At 68.6% G+C, this 20,643-nt stretch carries 20 protein-coding genes and 1 tRNA gene; 7 read left to right on the top strand and 14 right to left on the bottom strand.

The window, feature by feature from the left end:
* Positions 1-19: 19 nt before the first annotated feature.
* Both AB0B61_RS10845 and AB0B61_RS10850 read right to left on the bottom strand, forming a co-directional pair.
* Positions 20-1,654, bottom strand: coding sequence for an ATP-binding protein (locus tag AB0B61_RS10845; RefSeq protein ID WP_358430652.1), 1,635 nt, complete (start codon positions 1,652-1,654; stop codon positions 20-22).
* On the bottom strand, positions 1,651-2,322 hold the full coding sequence (locus AB0B61_RS10850; RefSeq protein ID WP_358430654.1) for a response regulator transcription factor: 672 nt from the start codon (positions 2,320-2,322) through the stop codon (positions 1,651-1,653). The genes AB0B61_RS10845 and AB0B61_RS10850 overlap by 4 nt, the downstream gene beginning before the upstream one ends.
* Before the next feature lie 122 nt (positions 2,323-2,444).
* On the opposite strand from AB0B61_RS10850, the gene AB0B61_RS10855 reads away from it, so the two are divergent.
* A complete protein-coding gene (locus AB0B61_RS10855; protein ID WP_358430656.1) occupies positions 2,445-2,885 on the top strand; it encodes a hypothetical protein in 441 nt (146 codons plus the stop codon).
* Positions 2,886-3,007: 122 nt separating this feature from the next.
* Here AB0B61_RS10855 and AB0B61_RS10860 read toward each other — a convergent pair whose 3' ends face one another.
* Together AB0B61_RS10860 and AB0B61_RS10865 are read right to left on the bottom strand one after the other, a co-directional pair.
* Positions 3,008-4,084 carry a hypothetical protein gene (locus tag AB0B61_RS10860; RefSeq protein WP_358430657.1) on the bottom strand — a complete coding sequence of 359 codons (1,077 nt, stop codon included), beginning with the start codon at positions 4,082-4,084 and terminating at the stop codon, positions 3,008-3,010.
* A gap of 159 nt (positions 4,085-4,243) precedes the next feature.
* Complete coding sequence (locus tag AB0B61_RS10865; protein ID WP_358430660.1) at positions 4,244-4,669, bottom strand: YtxH domain-containing protein; 426 nt, start codon at positions 4,667-4,669, stop codon at positions 4,244-4,246.
* A gap of 254 nt (positions 4,670-4,923) precedes the next feature.
* Between AB0B61_RS10865 and AB0B61_RS10870 the strand changes: the two genes are divergently transcribed.
* Together AB0B61_RS10870 and AB0B61_RS10875 are read left to right on the top strand one after the other, a co-directional pair.
* A complete protein-coding gene (locus tag AB0B61_RS10870) occupies positions 4,924-5,460 on the top strand; it encodes a peptidylprolyl isomerase (RefSeq protein WP_358430663.1) in 537 nt (178 codons plus the stop codon).
* Positions 5,461-5,620: 160 nt separating this feature from the next.
* Positions 5,621-6,490 carry a rhomboid family intramembrane serine protease gene (locus AB0B61_RS10875; protein ID WP_358430666.1) on the top strand — a complete coding sequence of 290 codons (870 nt, stop codon included), beginning with the start codon at positions 5,621-5,623 and terminating at the stop codon, positions 6,488-6,490.
* A gap of 33 nt (positions 6,491-6,523) precedes the next feature.
* Here the strand turns inward: AB0B61_RS10875 and AB0B61_RS10880 are convergent, their stop codons facing one another.
* The gene (locus AB0B61_RS10880) at positions 6,524-6,769 is read right to left on the bottom strand and encodes a cell division protein CrgA (protein ID WP_357938355.1); all 246 of its coding nucleotides are present in this window, start codon (positions 6,767-6,769) and stop codon (positions 6,524-6,526) included.
* A 160-nt stretch (positions 6,770-6,929) separates the two neighbouring features.
* Here AB0B61_RS10880 and AB0B61_RS10885 point away from each other — a divergent pair, with 160 nt between their 5' ends.
* Genes AB0B61_RS10885 through AB0B61_RS10895 form a run of 3 tightly spaced genes read left to right on the top strand, consistent with a single transcriptional unit; the run spans position 6,930 to position 8,282 of the window.
* Complete coding sequence (locus tag AB0B61_RS10885) at positions 6,930-7,553, top strand: class E sortase (protein WP_358430668.1); 624 nt, start codon at positions 6,930-6,932, stop codon at positions 7,551-7,553.
* Position 7,554: 1 nt separating this feature from the next.
* Positions 7,555-7,713 carry a hypothetical protein gene (locus AB0B61_RS10890; RefSeq protein ID WP_358176611.1) on the top strand — a complete coding sequence of 53 codons (159 nt, stop codon included), beginning with the start codon at positions 7,555-7,557 and terminating at the stop codon, positions 7,711-7,713.
* Positions 7,710-8,282: a gamma-glutamyl-gamma-aminobutyrate hydrolase family protein gene (locus tag AB0B61_RS10895; protein WP_358430670.1), complete on the top strand. Its 573-nt coding sequence runs from the start codon at positions 7,710-7,712 to the stop codon at positions 8,280-8,282. The genes AB0B61_RS10890 and AB0B61_RS10895 overlap by 4 nt, the downstream gene beginning before the upstream one ends.
* A 202-nt stretch (positions 8,283-8,484) precedes the next feature.
* On the opposite strand, the gene pknB is transcribed toward AB0B61_RS10895, so the two are convergent.
* The 7 genes from pknB to AB0B61_RS10930 all read right to left on the bottom strand — a co-directional run bounded on the left by pknB (position 8,485) and on the right by AB0B61_RS10930 (position 17,341).
* Complete coding sequence (gene pknB, locus AB0B61_RS10900; protein ID WP_358430673.1) at positions 8,485-10,350, bottom strand: Stk1 family PASTA domain-containing Ser/Thr kinase; 1,866 nt, start codon at positions 10,348-10,350, stop codon at positions 8,485-8,487.
* Positions 10,351-10,432: 82 nt separating this feature from the next.
* Positions 10,433-11,914 carry a serine/threonine-protein kinase gene (locus tag AB0B61_RS10905; protein WP_358430676.1) on the bottom strand — a complete coding sequence of 494 codons (1,482 nt, stop codon included), beginning with the start codon at positions 11,912-11,914 and terminating at the stop codon, positions 10,433-10,435.
* A gap of 21 nt (positions 11,915-11,935) precedes the next feature.
* Positions 11,936-13,399 carry a penicillin-binding protein 2 gene (locus AB0B61_RS10910; protein WP_358430678.1) on the bottom strand — a complete coding sequence of 488 codons (1,464 nt, stop codon included), beginning with the start codon at positions 13,397-13,399 and terminating at the stop codon, positions 11,936-11,938.
* Complete coding sequence (locus AB0B61_RS10915; protein WP_358430680.1) at positions 13,396-14,814, bottom strand: FtsW/RodA/SpoVE family cell cycle protein; 1,419 nt, start codon at positions 14,812-14,814, stop codon at positions 13,396-13,398. The genes AB0B61_RS10910 and AB0B61_RS10915 overlap by 4 nt, the downstream gene beginning before the upstream one ends.
* The gene (locus AB0B61_RS10920) at positions 14,815-16,116 is read right to left on the bottom strand and encodes a Stp1/IreP family PP2C-type Ser/Thr phosphatase (RefSeq protein WP_358430682.1); all 1,302 of its coding nucleotides are present in this window, start codon (positions 16,114-16,116) and stop codon (positions 14,815-14,817) included. It abuts the gene before it with no gap.
* Positions 16,113-16,583: an FHA domain-containing protein gene (locus AB0B61_RS10925; RefSeq protein WP_214635377.1), complete on the bottom strand. Its 471-nt coding sequence runs from the start codon at positions 16,581-16,583 to the stop codon at positions 16,113-16,115. Before AB0B61_RS10925 ends, AB0B61_RS10920 begins: the two co-directional genes overlap by 4 nt.
* Before the next feature lie 17 nt (positions 16,584-16,600).
* Positions 16,601-17,341: a DUF3662 and FHA domain-containing protein gene (locus AB0B61_RS10930; RefSeq protein WP_214635378.1), complete on the bottom strand. Its 741-nt coding sequence runs from the start codon at positions 17,339-17,341 to the stop codon at positions 16,601-16,603.
* A 199-nt stretch (positions 17,342-17,540) separates the two neighbouring features.
* Here AB0B61_RS10930 and AB0B61_RS10935 point away from each other — a divergent pair.
* Positions 17,541-17,623 (top strand) — tRNA-Leu (locus tag AB0B61_RS10935).
* A 453-nt stretch (positions 17,624-18,076) separates the two neighbouring features.
* Here the strand turns inward: AB0B61_RS10935 and AB0B61_RS10940 are convergent.
* Both AB0B61_RS10940 and AB0B61_RS10945 read right to left on the bottom strand, forming a co-directional pair.
* Positions 18,077-19,093: a hemolysin family protein gene (locus tag AB0B61_RS10940; RefSeq protein WP_358430684.1), complete on the bottom strand. Its 1,017-nt coding sequence runs from the start codon at positions 19,091-19,093 to the stop codon at positions 18,077-18,079.
* On the bottom strand, positions 19,090-20,436 hold the full coding sequence (locus tag AB0B61_RS10945) for a hemolysin family protein (protein ID WP_358430685.1): 1,347 nt from the start codon (positions 20,434-20,436) through the stop codon (positions 19,090-19,092). The genes AB0B61_RS10940 and AB0B61_RS10945 overlap by 4 nt, the downstream gene beginning before the upstream one ends.
* Between the last annotated feature and the right edge of the window lie 207 nt (positions 20,437-20,643).

The following is a 20,643-nucleotide window of genomic DNA, read 5'->3' on the forward strand; positions in this document are numbered from 1 at the left end:
ACCACACGATGAGAAGTGGCTAGTGGTTCAGGGGAAATCTCGCGATAAATCCGCCTTCTTCGGCGAGCAGCGTGCCGCCGTGCAGCAACGCGATATCCCGCGCGATCGGCAACCCGAGCCCGGCCCCGCCGACATCCCTGGCCCGCGCCTCGTCCAGCCTGGTGAACCGGTCGAACACCGCCTCACGCTGCCCCACCGGAATCCCCGGCCCGTCGTCGAGCACCTGGAGCACGGCCTGGCCGTCCTCCTGGCGTACCCGCACCTGTACGACCGCCGCGGCGTGCCGTACCGCGTTGTCGACCAGGTTGGTCACCAGGCGGGCCAGGTGCGCCCGTGAGCCCTGGAAGACGACGTCGGGCTCGACGTCCAGCTCCATCCGCAGCTCGGGCCGCCGCTTGATGCGCAGCGACTCCTCCGCCGCCACCTGGCCTAGGTCGAGGTCGCCCGTACGCAGCGGCTCACCCGCGTCGAGCTTGGCCAGCAGGAGCAGGTCGGCCGCCAGCGACTGGAGGCGCTCCACGTCGGCGAGCGCCTCGACGGTCAGCTCGCTCGGCTCGGCCAGCTCCAGCCGGGCCCGCAGCGTGGCGATGGGGCTGCGCAGCTCGTGCGCCGCGTCCGCGACGAACCGTTTGTGCGTCTCGACGGCCGTCTCCAGCCGGTCGAGCGTGCCGTTCACGGTGGTCGCCAGGGCGGCGATCTCGTCGCCCGAGCTGGGTACGGGCACCCGCTGGTGCAGGTCGCGGGCCGTGATGTCGGCCACCTTGGCCCTGATGGCCGCGACCGGGGCGAGCGTACGGCCGACCGAGAACCAGGTCATGCCCGCCACCACGAGCAGCAGCGCCGGCACGCCCGGCAGGAGAGCGCCGTTGAGCGTCGCCAGCGCCTGGTCGGCACCGACGAGCGAGGCCCTGGCCCAGATCTCCGCCGAGCCGCTGGAGGTCGACACGGGCATGCGCGCGACCGCGAACTCACTGCCCTGCGCCCAAGCCGCCGCCGGGGCCCCCGCTGTGGTGAGCATGACGTCCGAATCGGCGATCCGCAGCGCGAGCGCCGGCTGAACCGTCAACCCGGCCACTGCGTCATCGGAGAGGCGCGCCCGTCCACCTGCGGTCGGCCCCGCCGCCGGCGCGTCACTGGAGGTACGTGCCCATCCGGTTGCAGTCAGTTCTCCCGTCGGCGCCTCGCTGGAGGGTCGTGCCTGTCCGGTTGCGGCCGGTTCCGCGGAGGCGGGTGCCCGTCCGGTTGTGGCCGGTTCCCCGGAGTCGGGCGCCTGGACAGTTGGGAGCGGCTCCCCGGAAGCGGACGCCTGGACGGGCTCGGTCTGGCCGAGTGCGGCGGTCAGGTCGATGGTCTGCGCGTACGGCGCCGCGGCCACGGCCTTCCTGGCCGCCTCCGCGCCCGCGCTGCTCTGCAGGCTGCCCCGCAGCGCCAGCACCAGCACGACCGCCGCCAACCCGAGCGCCACGGCCACCACCAGCGTCGCCGCGGCCGTCGCGCGCAGCCGTACGGACGCCAGCCCCACGGGCAGTCGTACGGACGCCAGCCCCACGGGCAGCCGTCCCGGCAGCCCCGGCAGGCGTCCCGCGAACCGCGTGGCGACCCGTCCCGTGAGACGCTTCCGCCGCGAAGTCAGGTGATCGCGCCACCAGGTCATGCCGCCTCCAGTCGGTACCCGGCGCCACGCACCGTCACCAGGGTCGTCCTGCCGAACGGTTGGTCGATCTTGCGGCGCAGCGCGCTGATGTAGACCTCCACGATGTTCGGATCCCCGTCGTAGGAGAAGTCCCACGCCTGCGCCAGCAGCTCGCTCTTGGAGACCACCTCACCGGCCCGCCGCGCCAGCCCGTGGAGCACCGCGAACTCCTTCGGCGTCAGCGCGATCTGCGTCTCCCCCCGGCGGCAGCGCAGCCCGGCCGGATCCACGACCAGGTCCCCCACCGTGATCGTCACCGGCCGCTCGTGCCCACCCCTCCGTACGAGCGCGCGCAGCCTGGCCAGCAGCACCACGTACGAGAACGGCTTGGCCAGATAGTCGTCGGCCCCCGTGTCGAGCGCCTCGGCCTCGTCGTAGATGCCGTCCTTGGCGGTGAGCATCATGATCGGCGTCCAATTGCCGGCCTCGCGCAGCCGGGAGCACACGGTGTAGCCGTTCAGCCTGGGCAGCATCACGTCGAGCACGATCACGTCGTACGCGTTCTCCGAGGCCATCCAGAGCCCGTCGCGCCCGTCGTAGGCCACGTCGACGGCGAACCCCTCACCCGCCAGGCCGCCCTTGACCAGATCGGCCAGCCGCTGCTCGTCCTCCACCAGTAGCACTCGCACACCGACAGGGTCCCGCACCCTACCTAAAGCCAACCTGAAGATCATTTAGGCTGCCTTCAGGATCACTTCAGGTACGGCGGGCCAGGCTCGGGGCGTCCGATCGTTTCCAGCAAGGAGATTCCATGTTCAAGCGACGTCTCGCGGTCCTCGGCGCGGTGGGCGTGCTCGTGCTCACGGGCCTGGGCGGATCCGCGATGGCCGACGAGGCTCCGTCGACCGTCCCCGGTGTAAAGGTGACGTGCACGACGAGCGACGGCAAGACCATCGCGTTCGCCGAGCGGGCGCGCACCGATGGGGACCTCGCCACCAAGCCGGGGGAGAAGGCGCCCGAGGCCGGTGTGGCCGTGCGTCTCCGGGACGACCAGACGATCGAGATCGAGTCGCTTCCGGAGGGCGCGATCACGGAGGCGGTCCCGGCCAAGCCCGCCGTCAAGGGTGAGGGGTTCACCACCGAAGGCGGCGAGCCGGCCGACGAGGCCGGGAAGACGGGCATCGCCCTGGCGACGGAGGACGGCAGCGTGCCGACCAAGACGATCGCCGTCAAGTGCGAGCCGAGTAAGTGAGGCGGCGCCCGCCGTAGCACCGGGGGTGTACGGCGGGCGCGCTCACTCGGGCAACGACGGGTGCGACCCCACAGCGGGCGCTCACTCGGGCAGCGACGTGAGCGACCCCGGGGCGGGCGCGCTCACTCCGGGAGCGACGGGTGCGGTCCCAAGGCCCAGTACTCGAACAGGCCGTGACCCACGAGCCCGTCGTACTCGAAGCGGCCCACGGCGTCGACCATCCCCCACATCTTGGACGCGTCGTCGGGCAGCGTGTACGTCACACCTTGCACGACCGGCTCCGCACCCTGGTACATCCCGTGCTTCCAGTCCGGCTCCAGCCCGTAGCCGGTGCCGACCATGAGGTGGACCGGCAGCACGGGCGTGCACCGCACGTCGAACGCCTTGCCGCCAGGAGGTGAGAACGTGATCGTGGCCTCGACGACGTCCCGGGTCCCGGGCGCGTAGACGGGGTGGTACTCGGGCCGGCCCAGATACTCCTCCTCGCGCCCGTCGGACCAGACCCTGGTGGCCTCCTCCAGGACGCGGCGGCCCTTCTCGTCCTCCTGGATGATGCAGAGGATCGCGTGGTCGTCGAACCGCATGGGCGTGTACAGCCAGTAGAAGCTGCCCGCGTTCTTCGCCTGGATGCCCGGCGGCTCGGGCTCGCCGACGGGCCTGATGCCCCAGGACCGGTCGCGGGTGCCCTGCCATCGGTCCGGGGTGACGGATATCTCCTCGTCCCCGATGCGGATGTGGCCGGACCAGAGCCCGGTCTGCGCCAGCCGTACGGAGTCGAAGATGACCCGCTCCTGCCAGCGGACGAAGTGCCGTGGCTCGAGCGTCGCCGGGATCGTGCCCTCCCAGGTGAGGTCGAAGGACAGGCCATGCTCGTTGGGCTCCAGGATGATCTGGAGCCGTTTGAGCCCTTCGATGACCTTCACCTGGAACGGGCCGATCTCGGTGTTCATCCGGTCGGTGCCGAGTTCGCGCGAGGCGCGGACGACCCGGTGCAGGTTCCCGTAGCGGACGCAGGCGAAGGCGTCGGTGACGCCCAGGTTGGGGTACTGGCCGGCGCCGACGATCAGCATGAGCTCGTCGGTGCCGGCGTGGCAGTTGAAGTAGTAGCGGTCGTAGAAATTGCGGTCCGAGGTCGCCACGTGCCGCATGACCTGAGCCGCCTGGTGGATGGGGTAGTCGTCGAGCGGGGACAGCGCCATGTCGCCGGTTGTAGCAAGCGCTTGGTGTGGACGTCAACGCCTACAGGCGGAAACACACGCGAAGCCCTCGAATGCGAAGCGCGTCCTCCGAACGTGAAGGCCCCCGAACGCGAAGCGCGCCCCCCGCTCGATCGAGCAGGGGGCGCGCTTTCGCGCGGATCATGTCATCTTGCGCGATGCCTCATCTGCCTTGTCGGACATCTCGGACGCCATCCTCTCGGTGGTGTCCGCGGTCTGGTCCGCCTTGTCGCTGGCCCACTGCGACGCGTCCGAGGCCGAGTCCTTCATGTGCTCGGTCCACTGCCGGGCGTTACGCCGGTAGAACAGATAACCGATCGCGCCCACAGCGAGACCGGTCAGAAGGATCATCACCGGCATCCCCCGCGATCTGCGCGGGGTAGGGTCGATCCGCTCGGCCGCGTTGACCAGCATGGCGCTGACCTTGGGGGCGAGCTCATCCTCGACTCGGTGCGCGGCCTCTTCCAGCCTCGGGGCCGCCCAGTAGCGGGCGTCCTCGATGCGATGGGCGGCGACCACCTTGGCCTGATCCGCCATCACCTTGGCCTGGTCCGCCATCGGTGCCATTTGCCGACCAGTTCTCATGGCCCGGGCCTTCATCCGGCCCATCCACGTGGTTGGGACTACGATGACCACGCGGCGATTTTTCAGTGTCAGGGACACAACAACCTCCCCTGCTTGATGGGGCCCCGAGCCTGACCTTCCCGTAGCGAAGCGGCTCAATCATGGCCGTCCGTGGCAGGATGGCTTTTGCGGCCTAACGACCGTGGTCATCAAAATCCACAAAACCAACCTTGTACATAGAGGGGGGCAGCTGTCTCGTGGCCGAGAAGCTGATCGCAAACCTGCAGACAAATCGCGGAAATATCAAGATAGAACTCTTCCCCAACAAGGCTCCCAAGACGGTCCGCAACTTCGTCGAGCTCGCCGAAGGCGGCCGTGAGTGGACCCACCCGGGCACCGGAGAGACGAGCACCGGCCGTTACTACGACGGCACGATCTTCCACCGGGTGATCCCCGGCTTCATGATCCAGGGCGGTGACCCGCTGGGCGAGGGCATCGGCGGCCCGGGCTACGACTTCGACGACGAGATCCACCCGGAGCTCTACTTCAACCGCCCTTACCTCCTGGCCATGGCCAACGCCGGCATCCGGTTCGGCAAGGGCACCAACGGCTCGCAGTTCTTCGTCACGGTCGTGCCCACGCCGCATCTCAACGGCAAGCACACCATCTTCGGCGAGGTGATCGAGGGCCAGGACGTCGTCGACGCGATCGCCAAGACGCCGACCGGCCAGCGCGACAAGCCGGTCGACGCGGTGGTCCTGGAGTCGGTCACGATCGACCGCGTCCAGGGCTGACCAGACGCATCGTCCGGGGCTGACCCAGGCGAACCGTCCTGGGCTGACCAGACGTACCATCCAGGGCTGACCCAGGCGAACCGTCCGAGGCCGCCCAAGGCGCACGGGGCGGGCTGTACGCGCCAGCGCGGCGATGCCGCGCAGGCCATAGGCTGCGGTCATGACCAGCCAGCCGCCCAGCCCGCCCCCGCAGCCAGAGCAGCCCGCGGAGACCGTGCCGACGTGCTACCGGCACCCGAACAAAGAGACCTGGGTCCGCTGCCAGCGTTGCGAGCGCCCCATCTGCCCCGACTGCATGCGTGACGCCGCCGTGGGCTTCCAGTGCCCCGAGTGCGTGAGCGAGGGCAATCGAGGGATACGCCAGGCGCGGTCGGCGTTCGGCGGCGCCGTGGTCACCACGCCATACGTCACGTGGGTGACCCTGGCGCTCAACGTGCTCGTCTTCGGCGCCCAATATCTGACGGGCAACGCGGTCACCGAACAACTGGCCATGCGGCCGTACAACGTCGTGGCCCAGCATGAGTATTACCGGCTGCTCACGTCGGCGTTCGTGCACGACGGGCCGTTCCACATCCTGTTCAACTGCTGGGCGCTCTACGTCATCGGCCCCTACCTGGAGCGGGCCTTCGGGCACACCCGCTACCTGGCCGTCTACCTGGTCAGCGCGCTGGGCGGCTCGGTGCTCGGCTACTGGCTCGACCCGCTCGGCCAGTACACCGTGGGCGCGTCAGGGGCCATCTTCGGCCTGTTCGGCGCCGTGTTCGTGGTGGGGCGCAAGCTGAACATGGACGTACGCGGCATCGCCGTGCTGATCGCGATCAACCTGGCGATAACCTTCCTGGTCTCCGGCATCAGCTGGACCGGCCACATCGGCGGACTGATCACCGGATCGGCCCTCGCCGGGGCCCTGGCCTACGCTCCCAAGAGCAACAGGACCCTTTGGCAGGTGCTGACGGTCGTGGGAGCGCTGGCCATCCTGGTCGTGCTCGTGGCCGTCAGATCCTCTGCCCTCCTGGGCGGCGTGGGCTGACTTCCCCAGGGTGTGGAAAAACTGTGGAAAAAACTAACGCCAGCGGGTGGAGAGCACCACCCCGAAGATGATGAAGACGAACCCGATCAGCAGATTCCAGTTGTGGAGATCGCCGATGAAGGGTGCGCTGGGCGCCACGTAGTAGACGGCGATCCACAGGATGCCGAGGATCCACGACACCACCATCGTGGGAGCCAGCCAGCGCGGGCTGACCGTGACCTGCTGGGACTTCTGCGGCGGCGTGTAGACCGCCTTCTTGCGAGCCTTGGACTTGGGCACTGGAAACTCCTGCTGGGCGCCTGGGCATCCGGATCGTCCACAGGCTATTCGTTTTGAGCGTAACCGTTTTGAGCGTAGTGGAATCGTGCCCAAGGATAGTCGCCACGCGCACGAGATGGCGATCCCCGGCCTCCGGATAGGCCGCGCTTACGCTGAGTGAGTGAGGGCCGTGCTGCGGGCCGCGGGGGAATCGAGCATCACCGCGGGCCTGATCCTGTTGTTGTTCTGCGCCTACCTGCTCTGGGGGACGGGCGTTTATACCCAGCGCATGCAGCTGCAACTGCAACAGGAGCTGGTGGAGGAACACGCGCGCCCGGAGCCGGCCAAGCTCCGGAAGATCGAGCTGGGCCGGGCCGTGGCGATGCTGCGCATCCCGAGGCTCGGGCGCGACTACCACTACGCCGTGGTTGAGGGCGTGGACGCGGAGCACCTGAAGAAGGGCCCGGGCCACTACCCCGGCACCGCCCTCCCCGGACAGATCGGAAATTTCGTCATATCGGGCCACCGGACCACGTACCTGGCGCCGTTCAACCGGATCGACGAGCTCCAACGCGGCGACGAGATCATCGTCGACGCCCCCGAGGCCCGCTACACCTACCGGGTGACCTCGCAGGACGTCGTGTACCCCGACGAGGTGGACGTGATCGCCTCGGTGCCCGGCAAGCCCGACACCAAGCCCATCAGGGCCTACATCACGCTGTCGACCTGCCATCCCGAATACTCCGCCGCCCAGCGGCTCATCGTGTTCGGCGTGCTGAAGAAGACCGAGCTCAGGATGGAATGACATGTACGGATGGCTCTGGGACAGGCTGCCCGGCGGCACGGGCACCAAGCTGCTGGCGGCCACCGTGCTGGTCGCCGTGGCGGGCGTCGTACTCTGGTATGCCGTGTTCCCGCTTCTCGAACCCGCGGTGACGCTCGACGAGGTGACCGTACGGAAATGACCCGCGTGCTGGTCGTGGACAACCACGACAGCTTCGTCCACACCATCGTCCAATATCTGCGTGAGCTGGGCGCCACGTGTGAGGTGCGCCCGCGCGACGACGTCCACGTGGGCGACGCCGACGGCTTCGACGGTGTCCTGGTGAGCCCGGGGCCCGGCACGCCGGAAGCGGCGGGCGTGAGCGTCCCCCTGGTGCGCCACGCGGCCCTGCGCGGCCTGCCGCTGCTCGGCGTCTGCCTCGGGCACCAGGCGATCGGCCTGGCCTACGGTGCCACCGTGTCACGGGCGCCTGAGCTCGTACACGGGCGGACCAGCTCGGTGTCGCATGACGGGCTCGGGGTCTTCGCCGGGATCCCCTCGCCGGTGCGGATGACCCGCTACCACTCGCTGGCCGTACGGCCCGACACGGTGCCCGCCGCGCTCGACGTGACCGCCCGCACCGCGGACGGCGTCATCATGGGGCTGCGGCACCGCACGGCGCCCATCGAGGGCATCCAGTTCCATCCCGAGTCCGTGCTGTCGGAGCACGGGCACCGGCTGCTCGGCAACTGGCTGCGCGGGATCGTGTAACACTCGGCCGCCGCCGGACGACAGACAGATGAGCGTCCCCGCCGTCGCCCCCGAGCGGCGGGGACGCTCTTTTACGTGTTCGACGTGCCAGGGCCGCCCCCGGCGTGGGAGGCGGCCCTCTTTTACGTGCCTGATGTGCCGGAGCCGCCCCCCGGTGTGGGAGGGCGGCCCTGGCGCCGGGCTCTGCTCAACGCCTCGCGGGTCAGCCTCCGAGGCTGTCGTCGTCGATCGGTGAGTCGTCGGTCGGCGGCTGGTCGTCCGTCGGCTGATCGGTGGGCTGGCCGTCCGTCGGCTGATCGGTCGGCTGCGGCTGGTCCGTCGGCTGATCGGTCGGCTGCTGCTCGGGACCCGTGGAGACCACGATCGTTATGGTGGTGCCGGGGTTCTGCGGTGTGCCCGCCTCGGGGTTCTGCTGGATGACAGTGCCCTCAGGCTGCTCATTCGCCTGCTTGACCGCCCTGACCTTGAAGCCTGACGCCCTGAGCGTCTTGGTGGCGTCCTGCTGGGTCAGGCCGATCACGCTGGGGATGGCGGTCTGAGCCTTGGGCACGTAAAGGATGACCGTGCCGTCCTTCTCGACCTCCTCGCCGGCCTTGGGATCGGTCTCGATGACCTTGCCCTGCGGCTTGCTGGAGACCTTGGTCTTGATCGTGCCGGTCAGCCCGGCGTCCTCAAGGAGCTTGTTGGCGTCCTCGGTCGTGGCACCGACCAGCCCGTCGGGGACCTTCACCTTCGGCGGCCCCTTGGACACGATCAGCTTGACCGTGGAGTCCTTCGCGACCTCGGTGTCTTGAGGGGGATCGGTCTTGATCACCGTGCCCTTGTCGTACTCGGCGCTGGGCTCCTGCACCACCTCGGACTTCAGCCCCAGAGCGGTGAGCTGTGCCTGGGCGGCCTTCACCGTCTGCGTGGCGAGCGCGGGGACCTTGATCTGCCCGGTGGTCTTCTCGCCGCCGCTGCTGAACACCGCGTAACCGATGCCGATGAACGCCCCGATGATCAGGAGCGGGATGACGATCCAGGCCGCGGTCTTGAGCGCGGTGTTGCCACCGCCGTTGTTGGCGCGCCGCCGGCCGCCACGGCCGCCGTGCCCGCCGTCGTCGTACTCGTAAGGGGGCACCGCGCGGGTGCCCTGCGTGGCCGGGCCGGTGGCGGACTGGGTCGCCGTCATCATGCGGGTGCCCGCGCCGTAGTTGCTGGTCATCGCCATCGTCTGGGCGTCGACCGGCATGCCGGACATCGCCCGCTGGATGTCGGCCCGCATCTCGCCCGCGTTCTGGTAGCGGTGCGCGGGGTCCTTGGCCATGGCCTTCAGGACGATCGCGTCGCACCACGCGGGGATCTCGGGGTCGATCTGCGACGGCGGGATGGGCTCTTCGCGTACGTGCTGGTAGGCGATCGCCACAGGGGAGTCGCCGGTGAACGGCGGCTGGCCGGTGAGCAGCTCGTAGAACACGCACCCGGTGGAGTAGATGTCGCTGCGGGCGTCGACCCGCTCACCGCGCGCCTGCTCGGGCGACAGGTATTGGGCGGTCCCTATCACCTGCGCCGTCTGCGTCATCGTCGCGGCCGAGTCGGCCATCGCGCGGGCGATGCCGAAGTCCATCACCTTGACGTCGCCGGCCCGGGTGATCATGACGTTGGCCGGCTTGATGTCGCGGTGGACGATGCCGCCGCGGTGGCTGTAGTCGAGCGCCCGCAGGATGCCGTCGACCAGCTCGGCCGCCCGCTCCGGCAACAGCCGCCGGTCGGCCCGCAGCAGGTCGCGCAGCGTCCTGCCGTCGACGTACTCCATCACGATGTAGGGCACCGGGGCGCCCTCGCTGACGTCCTCGCCGGTGTCGTAGACCGCGACGACCGCCGGGTGGTTCAGCGAAGCCGCGGACTGCGCCTCACGGCGGAAACGGGCCTGGAAGGTGTGGTCCCGCGCCAAGTCAGAGCGGAGGGTCTTGATCGCGACTATGCGGTCCAGCCGGATGTCTCGGGCGCGATAGACCTCGGCCATGCCGCCACGCCCGACGACGCCGTCGAGCTCGTAACGACCTCCGAGTCGCCGAGGCTGAGTCATTTCCTGCACTGTCCCTTACCGTTCATCTTGGGTACCGGCCTGCTCGCGGGCCGCCGGTGTCCATCATCGACCCCGTGGCGCATCACGTCTCCTCCTTCGGCGGGTTTGTGACACCCGGGTCAGGCGAAGCACTTGGTGTCGGACTTGTCGGTGTAGTGGTGCGCCTGGGGGTCGGTGTAGGAGTCGGGGTACGGGTTGTCGGGGTGGACTTCGGGGTTGGCTTCCTGGTTGGAATTGCCGTCACGCTTACCGTAGCCGAACGTGAGGGTACCGGCCTCTTCGACTTCCCCGTAACGACGGGAGGTCGGCGTGTGTGAGGCGTCTTGGCCCGGGACGGCTTCCATATCGGGGTCACACTCACCGACTCCGACGGGTCGGTGATGCCGGCCGGGCCGGGCACCGGCTCGCGATCCATGTAAGTGAAGGCGCTGAGCCCGACGGCGGCGGCGCAGCCCGCGCTGGCGAACAGCGCCAGCGTCAGCCTGCCCCTGCGGCGCCGGGGTCTGACGGGCGGCCTGGCGGGTGCCGCACCGGGCCGCCCGGCGAGCGAGCCGGGGGACGGCGAGCGCAGCGTCGTGGCCGTCGGCGCGGCGAGGTCGTCGGTGACGGCCCCCTCATTCCGCCCCCGAAAGCCCTTCTGCTGCCGCCGCTCCTGGAAGCCCTCCTGCTGCTGCCGTCCTCGGAAGCCCTCAGCCTGCTGGCGTACGCGGAAGCCCGCCGGGTCGGTGAGCATGCTGAGCTCGGCACCCGACTTGTTGGCGGCCAGCGACTGGCGCAGCCGCTGGGAGCGGTCGGCGACCTCCATGGCCGAGGCGGGCCGCTGCCGCGGATCCTTGGACAGCAGCACCATGACCAGCTCGCGTACCGCCGCGGGCACGTCGACGCCGAGCGGTGGGGGCGGCTCGTTGAGGTGCATGAGCGCGATGGCCACCGGACCTTCGGCCTGGAACGGCGTGCGCCCCGACAGGCACTCGTAGGCCACCACGCCCAGCGAGTAGAGGTCGGTCGACGGGGTGAGCGGCAGCCCCTGCGCCTGCTCCGGGCTGACGTATTGGGCCGTGCCGAGCACGGTGCCCGTCAGCGTCACCGGCGCCGACTCCATGGCGCGGGCGATGCCGAAGTCGGTCACCTTGATGATGCCCTCGGGCGTCACGAGCAGGTTGCCCGGCTTGATGTCGCGGTGGATGACCCCAGCCGAGTGGGCGGCGTGCAGCGCCTTGGCCGTCTGGTGCACGACGTCGAGCGTCACTTCGGGCATGAGCGAGCCGTTGCGGGTCAGGATGGCGGACAGCGGCTCGCCGTGCACCAGCTCCATCACCAGATAGGCCAGGTCGCGCTGCTCGCCGTAGTCGAAGATCTGCGCGATGCCCGGGTCGGCCAGTGCGGCCGTGATCCTGGCCTCGTTGCGGAAGCGGCCGCGGAAGGACTGGTCGTCCTGGATGTGGCTGCGCAGCACCTTGACCGCGACCTCACGGCCGAGCAATTCATCACGAGCACGCCAGACATCCCCCATACCGCCCGAGGCGATGCGGGAGAGCAAGAGGTAGCGGTTACCGAGCCGCATGGTCCAGCAGAGTAGCGGTCATCACTTGTTCAGCACCGCCTCCATCACGGCTTTGCCGATCGGCGCGGCGGTGTGGCCGCCCGTCGCCTCGGCGCCGACGTTGGCCGCGCCCGACTCGACGATGATCGCGACCGCGACCTTCGGGTCGTTGGCCGGCGCGAAACTGATGAACCAGGCGTGCGGCGGCTGGCCGTTGGACGTCTCAGCGGTGCCGGTCTTGCCCGCCACGTCGACGCCGGGGATCTGCGCCAGGTTGGCGGTGCCGTTGTTGACGACGCTGACCATCATCTCGCGCAGCTTGCCCGCCGTCTCGGAGCTGACCGCCTCCGACAGCTCCTCCGGCTTGGCGTCCTCGACCGAGTCGCCCTTGGAGTCAGTGATCTTGTTGACCAGGTACGGCTTCATGACCTTGCCGTCGTTGGCGATGCCCGCGGCGATCATGGCCATCTGCAGCGGCGTCATCTGGTTGCTGCGCTGGCCGATGGAGGACATGGCGATGGCCGCCTTGTCCTCCTTGGGGCCGAAGGAGCTCTGGGCCACCGACATCGGAATGCCGATCTGCGTCCCCATGCCGAACTTCTCCGCCTGCTTCTGCATCTTGTCGTAGCCGAGGTCCATGCCGATCTGACCGAACGGCGTGTTGCAGGACTTCTCCAGCGCGTAGACCAGCGGGACCTTCCCGGCTCCGCAGGCCGCGCCGCCGTAGTTGGGCAGGCTGATGTTGGTGCCGGGCAGCGGGAGGCGCTGCGGGGCGTCCACGACCGTCTGGGGGCCGCGGCTGGAGTCGTCTTCGAGGTAGGCCGCCGCGGTCACCACCTTGAACGTGGAGCCGGGCGGGTAGGTGCGGTCGATGTTGCGGTTGAGCAGCGGCTGGCCCTTGTCCTTGGCCAACTTGTCGTAGAGGGGGAAGACCTTGCCCTTGTCGGTGCCCGACAGCTCGGCCGGGTCGTAGGTGGGCAGCGACACCATCGCCAGGATCGCCCCGGTCTTCGGGTCGAGCGCGACGACCGCGCCGCGCTTGCCGCTCTCGCGCAGCGCGTCGTAGGCCGCCTTCTGGGCCTTGGGGTTGATCGTCACGTCGACGTTGGCACCCCTGGTGGGCTCACCGGTGAACAGGTCGATGCTCCGGCGCAGCAGCAGGTCGGAGCTGGAGCCGTCGAGCAGTTTGTTCTCGGACCGCTCGATGTTGGACTCGCTCTCCGGCGAGAAGAAGCCGGTGATATGCGCGTAGAGCTTGCCATCGGGGTATTCCCTGAGGAAGCGGAAGTCGCCGCCCTTCTTCTCCACCGACTGCGCCAGGATCACCTTGCCACCGGCGGTGATGCGACCGCGCTCCACGGCGTAGCGCGCGTAGTAGTTGCGCTGGTTACGGGAGTCTGCGCTGTATTGCTCTGCTTTTACGGCCTGCACGTAGTTCACGTTGATCATCAGAAGTGCGAACATGGCCAGGCAGGCCACGGCCGCACGCTTCAGAGTGCCGTTCATCGCTGGAACACCTGCGTCATTCCCTCGTTCTGGATCGCCTGGGGCGGAGGTCGCCGTGCCGAGTCTGACATGCGTACCAATAGCGCGATAAGGATCCAGTTAGCCAGCAATGCCGAGCCACCCTGGGACATGAACGGGGTGACCAGACCGGTCAGGGGGATGAGGTTCGTCACGCCGCCGACGATGATGAACACCTGCCAGGCCAGGATGAACGACAGGCCGCCCGCCAGCAGCTTGGAGTAGGGGTCGCGGGCCGCGAGCGCGGTGCGCAGGCCGCGCTGGACCAGCAGGGCGTACATCATGAGCAACGCCATCAGCCCGGTCAGGCCCAGCTCCTCGCCGGCCGCCGCGAAGATGAAGTCGGAGAACGCCAGCGGGATCAGGTAAGGGTGGCCCTGGCTGAGCCCGGTGCCCAGGATGCCGCCCGCGCCGAACCCGAACATGCCCTGCATGATCTGGAAGCTCTTGCCGCACATTGGGTCGCCCGGAGGATCCTGCTGGCAGATGTCGGCGTTGCCGTAGTAGACCGTGTTGGTGGGGTCGAGCCAGACGTCGAAGCGGGCGCCCACGTGGTCGAAGATCTGCCCGGCGAGGAAGGCGCCGCCGACGAAGAGCAGGATGCCGATCAGCACCCACGACGTGCGCTGGGTCGCGATGTAGAGCATCGCGATGAACGTGCCGAATATCAGCAGCGACGTGCCGAGGTCCTTCTCGAAGACCAGCACCAGCAGGCTGAAACCCCAGGTGAGGAGGACCGGACCGAGGTCCCTGGCCCTGGGCAGGTCGATGAAGAGCAGCCGCCGCCCGGCCAGGGCCAGAACGTCGCGCTTGGCCACCAGGTAACCGGCGAAGAAGACGACCAGCGCCAGCTTGGCGAACTCGCCGGGCTGGATGGAGAAGCCGCCGATGCGGATCCAGATCTTGGCGCCCTGCACCTCGCTGAGGCTGCCGGGCAGCATCGCGGGGATGGCGAGCAGGACCAGGCCGACGGCGCCCGCGGTGTAGGTCAGCCGCTGGAGCATGCGGTGGTCGCGCAGCACGATCAGAGTGATCGAGAACATGACGACGCCGAGACCGGTCCACATGATCTGGTTGGCGGTGGACGCGCCGCGCATCCCGGAGGCCTCGAGGCGGTAGATCGTCACCAGGCCGAGGCCGTTGATCAGGGTCACCAGCGGCAGGATCAGGGGATCGGCCCAGGGCGCGAACTTGGCCAGGACGAGGTAGGCGGCCAGCATCAGACCGCCCAGCCCCAGGCCGTACGTCAGCGTCCCGGAAGGGATCGCGCCGTCGAGAGCCAGCCCGACATTGGCATAGGCGCCCATGACGATCACGACCGCGAATGCGAGCATGGCCAGCTGGGCCCCACGCCGTTTGGCCGGCATGAGGACGGGGGCTTCCGCCACTTCACTCATTTACTGCGGTTTCGCCTTCGTCTTCGTCGCGCTCGCGCTGGGCGAGGCGGTCGCGGTCGGGGTGGCGGCCTTCTGGTCGGTCGGCTCCGCGGTGGCCTTGAAACCGTTGATCTTCGTCATGCCCTCCGCCAAGGTCGTGACCTCGATGCCGCCCTTGATCAGCGCCTGGTCGGGCTCGGAGAGCTGGGAGAGCGGCTTGCCGGTGTGCTGGGCGACCGAGAAGAACTGGAACGGCCCCACCTCCTGGCGGATGCCCCGGAACACGACCACCTCGTCGCCCTTGGCCCCGACGAAGAACTGGTCCTGGGTCCACTGCCAGCCGAAATAGCCGCCGGCGCCAATGGCGACGACGGCCACACCCAAGACCGAGACCAGCATGGGCCAGGCCCGGCGCCGCTTGACCGGCCGCCGGGCCGCCTGCGGGCCCGGCTCGTCGAAGTCGTCGTCGGTGAGCACCGGCTGGGGCGCGGTCACCGCACCCGGCCGCCCTGGCGAGGTGTCGTGCGCTTCGAGCCGCAGGCGCGTCATGCCCGCCGCCCCGACGGTCGCCGACTCGGTGGTGGGCGCCTGCTGCCCCTCGGCGAGCTCCAGCACGTCGGCCAGGACGCAGGTGATGTTGTCGGGCCCACCACCCCGGTTGGCCAGGTCGATCAGCTGGCGCACGACCTCTTCCGGGTCGTCGATGTTGGTCAGCGTGGCATGCAGGGTCTCCGCGCTCACCACTCCGGACAGGCCGTCGGAGCAGAGGAGATAACGGTCGCCCACCTGCGCCTCGCGCAACGTGAGGTCGGGATCGACCTCGCCGCTCCCGTCGAGTGCCCGCAGCAGGATCGAGCGCTGCGGGTGTGTCGCGGCCTCCTCCGGCGTGATGCGCCCGTCGTCGACCAACTGCTGCACCAGCGTGTGGTCGTGGGTGATCTGGTAGAGCTCCCCGCGTCTGAGCAGGTAGGCGCGCGAGTCGCCGACGTGCACCAGGGCCACCGAGGTGCCGTTCCAGAGCATGGCGGTCAGCGTGGTGCCCATGCCCTTGAGGCTGGGGTCCCGGCCCACCATCTCGTGCAGCTTGCGGTTGGCGTCGCGTACGGCTGCCTCGATGGCGTTGAGCAGGTCACCACTCTGCTGGGCCTCGTCGAGAGAGGCCATTGCGGCGATGGCGACAGAACTCGCCACCTCACCGTGTGCGTGTCCGCCCATACCGTCTGCGACGGCTAGCAGACGGCCGCTTGCGTACGCCGAGTCCTCGTTTCCTTCGCGGAGGAGGCCGACGTCCGAGCGGGCGGCGTAGCGGAGTGCGATGGTCATTTGCGCAATTCAATGACTGTCTTGCCGACGCGGATCGGAACACCGAGCGGCACCGGGGTCGGGCGGGTGACTTTTGAGCGGTCGAGGTATGTGCCGTTGGTCGAACCGAGATCTTCCACGATCCACTGACCGTCCTGAGGGAAGAGCCGGGCATGCCGGCTGGAAGCGTAGTCGTCGGTGACTACCAGCGTGGCGTCGTTCGCCCGGCCAATGGTGATGGGCGTCTCCGTGAGATTAATGGTGGTGCCTTGCAGCGGGCCACCCGTCACAACGAGCTGGCGTGGCTCGCCCTTCTTATTCTTCGGCTTAGCCGCCGGTTTGGTGGGCTTGATGCCCTTGCGTGGACCCGCGGGGGCCGTACGTGATCCGAACAAGTCAGTCCGGATCACGCCGACTGCGGCAATGACGAAGAACCACAGCACAGCCAGGAAGGCGAGCCGGATCAGCAGCAGCGTGAGCTCGGACATGGACCGTCTGTCTACCCCTAATCGCGCCGGAACACCAGTGTCGTACGCCCCAGGGTCACTCGCGTGCCGTTCTGGAGCTCGACTCTGCGTACCGGCTGGCCATTGACGAACGTGCCGTTCGTCGATCCGAGATCGACTAGGGCGACAAGCTGACCCTCGACGCGCAACTCCGCGTGGTGGCGAGAGACGCCGGGGTCTACGAGACGAAGATCGCAGTCGGTGCCCCTGCCCAGCAAGGTCACCGGAGTGGTGAGCTCGTAGGAGCGGTCGCCCTGCGGATCGTCCTGAGTGGACACGAGCAGCCGGGGCCGCCCGTTGAACGCGTTGGGCCTGGATGGTGGCAGATCACTCGCCGGCTGGCGAATCTCGTCCTGCTCCACCGTGGCGCCGCGGATGACTCCCGACCTGATGCGGAACAACCCCACTGCCAGGTCGGCGGCGGTTTCGAAACGAACCCGGACCGGTCCCACGAAGGAGTAGCCCTGTTCTTTGGCGTACTCCCTGGCGAGGTTGGCCAGCTCGTGGCTGATGCTGTCGGCATAGACCTCAAGCCGCTCGCTGTCGGTCGTGGACAGTTCAACCACGAAGTCGTTGGGCACGAGCGTCCGACCTTGAGCGACGATCGCCGCACGCTCATCCATCTCCCGCTGAACCGCGCTGGCGACCTCGACCGGCTGAAGGTCAGATTTGAACGCCCGCGCAAAGGCCCCCTCAACCAAGCCTTCGAGCCTTCGCTCGAAGCGCTGAAGGACTCCCACCGGGTACCTCCCTTCCTCCGTGCATATGATCGCGGCCACCAAACGCGCACCGCGCCTGGCCTCCGCTCCTCCCACGTCGCGGGTGGTCCCGGCGCTCGTCGGCTGTCGCGCCCAGCTCCTCCGCTCCCGTGTCTTATGCGATCGTATCCGGGTTCAGTACCAGCGGCTGTTCCGTGCTACTGTTTCTCCGCACCCACAAGGGCGGGTGGCGGAACGGCAGACGCGCACGGTTCAGGTCCGTGTGTCCGAAAGGACGTGAGGGTTCAAATCCCTCCTCGCCCACTCGTTGACGGGGACCCTATGGTCGCCAGCCCCTCTGGGGCTTGCTTCCCTCGGGTCCCCTCGTCGTTTACACCGGGGGGCGACCCCCGGACCCCCAGCAGGAAACCCGCTGGTGGTTGCTCACCGGTTGAATCCTCGCCTTAACCCGCTGGTGTTTGGCCACCGGCCGGTTTCTTGCGTTAAACCGTCTGTGGTGCTCTTCGGGCGGTTCCTCGCCTTCACCTGCCTTGGCGGCGGGTTCTTGCGTTAAACCGCATGTCGTGCTCTTGGGGCTTGAATCCTTGTGTACGCGGCAGACCCACAGTGGCGAAAGAGGGGCCGGATCGCAAGGGGCGGGGACTCCTGTTTTTGGGAACCTTGTGGGCCGCGTTGGGAACGGTAGGCCCGGCCGGTTGCAGATCGCTTTCGGATGGCTTTCCGGCCGGGCGTGTGTTATTGCCCACACTCGTGGGGTTAGGCGGCCATTGCTCGGGTGTCGAGGAGTTCGCCCACCAGGTCGGTCAGGCTGACCATGCCGATGACCGTGCCGGCCTGGTCCGTGACCAGCGCCAGGTGGGCGTGGGCCTCCTGGAGTGCGGTCACCGCCTCGGGGACCTGGGTGACGCAGGGCAGGCGGGGGACCGGGCGGGCCAGGTCGCCCGCTGCGCGGTTGGGATTGATCAGGGCGTCTCGGGCATGCAGCACGCCCTGTACGTCCTCTGGAGCGCCCACCAGGAGGCGTAGGTGGCCGCTCTCCGCCGCCGCCTGCTTGATGCGCGCGGCGTCGGCCGACGCCGGGACGGTGATCACCCGGTCGATGGGGACCATGAGGCGCTCGATGCCTTCCGCCTGGAGGCGGAGGGCTCTTGTGAGCAGGTCATGCTCCTCTCTGTCCAGGAGGCCCATCCGGCCCGACTCTCCTACGAGCATGGCGAGCTGGCGCGGGGTTCTGGTGGTGGCCAGTTCGTCACGGGGGACCACGCCGAACAGGCGCAGTATCACGTTGGTCAGGCCGTTGAGCGTTGACAGAAGTGGGCTCATCAGCGACGTGAAGCCGCGGAAGGGCAGCGTCAGCACCAGGGCGGCCCGCTCGGGGTGGGTCAGCGCCCAGGACTTGGGCGCCATCTCGCCCACCACCATGTGGAGGAACGTCACCAAGGCCAGCGCGATGGTCAGCGCGATCGGCATCCGCATCGACTCGGGCACGCCGACGGCGGCGAAGACCGGCTCCAGGTAGTGCTCGATCGCGGGCTCGGTGACCTGGCCCAGGCCCAGCGTGCAGAGCGTGATGCCGAGCTGCGCGCCGGCCAGCATCAGGGACAGCCGGCGGCCGCCGCCCACCGCCGACTTCGCGGTGATCCGCACCAGGCGGTTGCCGTTGGCGGCCATCTCCTCCAGGCGGTGCCGCTTGGCGGAGACGAAGGCGAACTCGGCCGCCACGAACAGCGCGTTCAGCAGGAGCAGAGCCAGGCTGATCAGGATCATCGTCATCGGACGGCCTCCGCGTGCTGGACCGGTGCCAGCCGTACCCATTCGGGCACGCGGCGGTTGAGGGACATGACGGTGAGTTCGGCCTTGTGCTCCTGTTCGTCCTCGGCGAACGGGTCCGCCTCCGGAATGACGGGCACGGTCACGGTGTCACCGGGGTCCGGCATGCGTCCCAGCCTGGCGAGGACCAGCCCGGCGAGCGTGTCGTAGTCGTCGCTCTCGGGCAGTGAGACGCCGGTGGCCCGCTCGACCTCGTCGAGCCTGAACCGGCCAGGCACCTCCCAGATGCCGCCCGGCCGCTCGACCGCGCCGTCGGGCTCCGGGTCGTTCTCGTCGATGAGCTCGCCGACCAGCTCCTCCGCCAGGTCCTCGACGGTGATGACGCCGGCGAGGTCGCCGTACTCGTCGATCACGCATACCAAGTCGTCCTTGGCCGAGCGCATCTGGTTCAGTACGGCGGGCAGCGGCAGCGAGTCGGGCACCAGCACCGCGGGACGGGTGATGCCGATGATCGCGCCGTCTTCGAGACCGGAGGTGATCAGCTCGCGCACGCCCGTCACGCCCACCACGTCGCCGTCGGCGCCGAGCACCGGGTAGCGGGAGTGGCCGCACTCGCGGATGACCTCCACGAGGTCGGAGATCGGCTGGGAGTCGCGGAGCACGACCACGCGCGGGCGCGGGACCATGATCTCCTCCGCGTTGCGGTCGCCGAACTCCAGCGCCCGCTCCAGCAGCTCCGACAGGCGCGGGGGCAGCTCGCCCGCCAGGGTGGACTCGGCGATGATCCGCGAGAGCTCCTCGGGGGTCGCGCCGTGCTCCACCTCCTCGACGGGCTCGATGCCGATGCGCCTGAGCAGTCCCGTGGCCGCCGAGTCGAACAGGCGGACCACCGGGCCGACCACGGCCAGATAGACCAGCGTCGATCCTGCGAGGAACTTGGCGACCGGCTCCGGCCTGGCGATGCCGAGATTCTTGGGCGCCAGCTCGCCGAGGACCATCTGGACGACGGTCGCGGCGAACACGCCGATGGCCACGGACAGGCCGGTGACGACACCGCCGGGCATGCCGGTGTCCGTCAGCCACGGACGAACGAGCGTCGCTATGGCGGGTTCGGCCAGGAAGCCGACCAGCAGCGCGGTGACGGTGATGCCGAGCTGCGCGCCGGAGAGCATGAAAGACAGGCGGGAGGTCACCTGGAGGGCCTTCTCCGCGGCCTGGTCGCCGGCGGCGGCCTGCTCGCGCAGGAGGCCCCGGTCAGCGGCCACGAAGGCGAACTCCTGCGCGACGAAGTAACCGGTCGCGGCGGTGAGCAGGAAGAGGGCGAGCAGCCCGAGGTAGGCGCTCACCGTGACAAGCTCCGAAGAGGTGAGCTATCAGGGGATCCCGTGCGTGTGCACGGGCGAATATTCCAAGGGTCCGGGGCGGACACGATCATCCTTTCGATGGCGGAAGTCCATAAACCGTAACGATGCAGATGGCAGCAATGTTTCCGACGTGACGCTCCGCTAGTTCTGCGTACTTTTCCGTGGGAAAACCTTGGCGAGACGTCTTCA

The sequence above is a fragment of the Nonomuraea sp. NPDC049158 genome (assembly GCF_040648335.1).
In the GTDB taxonomy this organism is placed as follows: Bacteria; Actinomycetota; Actinomycetes; order Streptosporangiales; family Streptosporangiaceae; genus Nonomuraea.

Coding starts and splice junctions, on each gene's coding strand:
- AB0B61_RS10845 (WP_358430652.1), bottom strand. CDS start 1,654: ATGACCTGGTGGCGCGATCACCTGACTTCGCGGCGGAAGCGTCTCACG.
- AB0B61_RS10855 (WP_358430656.1), top strand. CDS start 2,445: ATGTTCAAGCGACGTCTCGCGGTCCTCGGCGCGGTGGGCGTGCTCGTG.
- AB0B61_RS10860 (WP_358430657.1), bottom strand. CDS start 4,084: ATGGCGCTGTCCCCGCTCGACGACTACCCCATCCACCAGGCGGCTCAG.
- AB0B61_RS10865 (WP_358430660.1), bottom strand. CDS start 4,669: ATGGCACCGATGGCGGACCAGGCCAAGGTGATGGCGGATCAGGCCAAG.
- AB0B61_RS10875 (WP_358430666.1), top strand. CDS start 5,621: ATGACCAGCCAGCCGCCCAGCCCGCCCCCGCAGCCAGAGCAGCCCGCG.
- AB0B61_RS10890 (WP_358176611.1), top strand. CDS start 7,555: ATGTACGGATGGCTCTGGGACAGGCTGCCCGGCGGCACGGGCACCAAG.
- AB0B61_RS10895 (WP_358430670.1), top strand. CDS start 7,710: ATGACCCGCGTGCTGGTCGTGGACAACCACGACAGCTTCGTCCACACC.
- pknB (WP_358430673.1), bottom strand. CDS start 10,350: ATGACTCAGCCTCGGCGACTCGGAGGTCGTTACGAGCTCGACGGCGTC.
- AB0B61_RS10905 (WP_358430676.1), bottom strand. CDS start 11,914: ATGCGGCTCGGTAACCGCTACCTCTTGCTCTCCCGCATCGCCTCGGGC.
- AB0B61_RS10910 (WP_358430678.1), bottom strand. CDS start 13,399: ATGAACGGCACTCTGAAGCGTGCGGCCGTGGCCTGCCTGGCCATGTTC.
- AB0B61_RS10915 (WP_358430680.1), bottom strand. CDS start 14,814: ATGAGTGAAGTGGCGGAAGCCCCCGTCCTCATGCCGGCCAAACGGCGT.
- AB0B61_RS10920 (WP_358430682.1), bottom strand. CDS start 16,116: ATGACCATCGCACTCCGCTACGCCGCCCGCTCGGACGTCGGCCTCCTC.
- AB0B61_RS10925 (WP_214635377.1), bottom strand. CDS start 16,583: ATGTCCGAGCTCACGCTGCTGCTGATCCGGCTCGCCTTCCTGGCTGTG.
- AB0B61_RS10940 (WP_358430684.1), bottom strand. CDS start 19,093: ATGACGATGATCCTGATCAGCCTGGCTCTGCTCCTGCTGAACGCGCTG.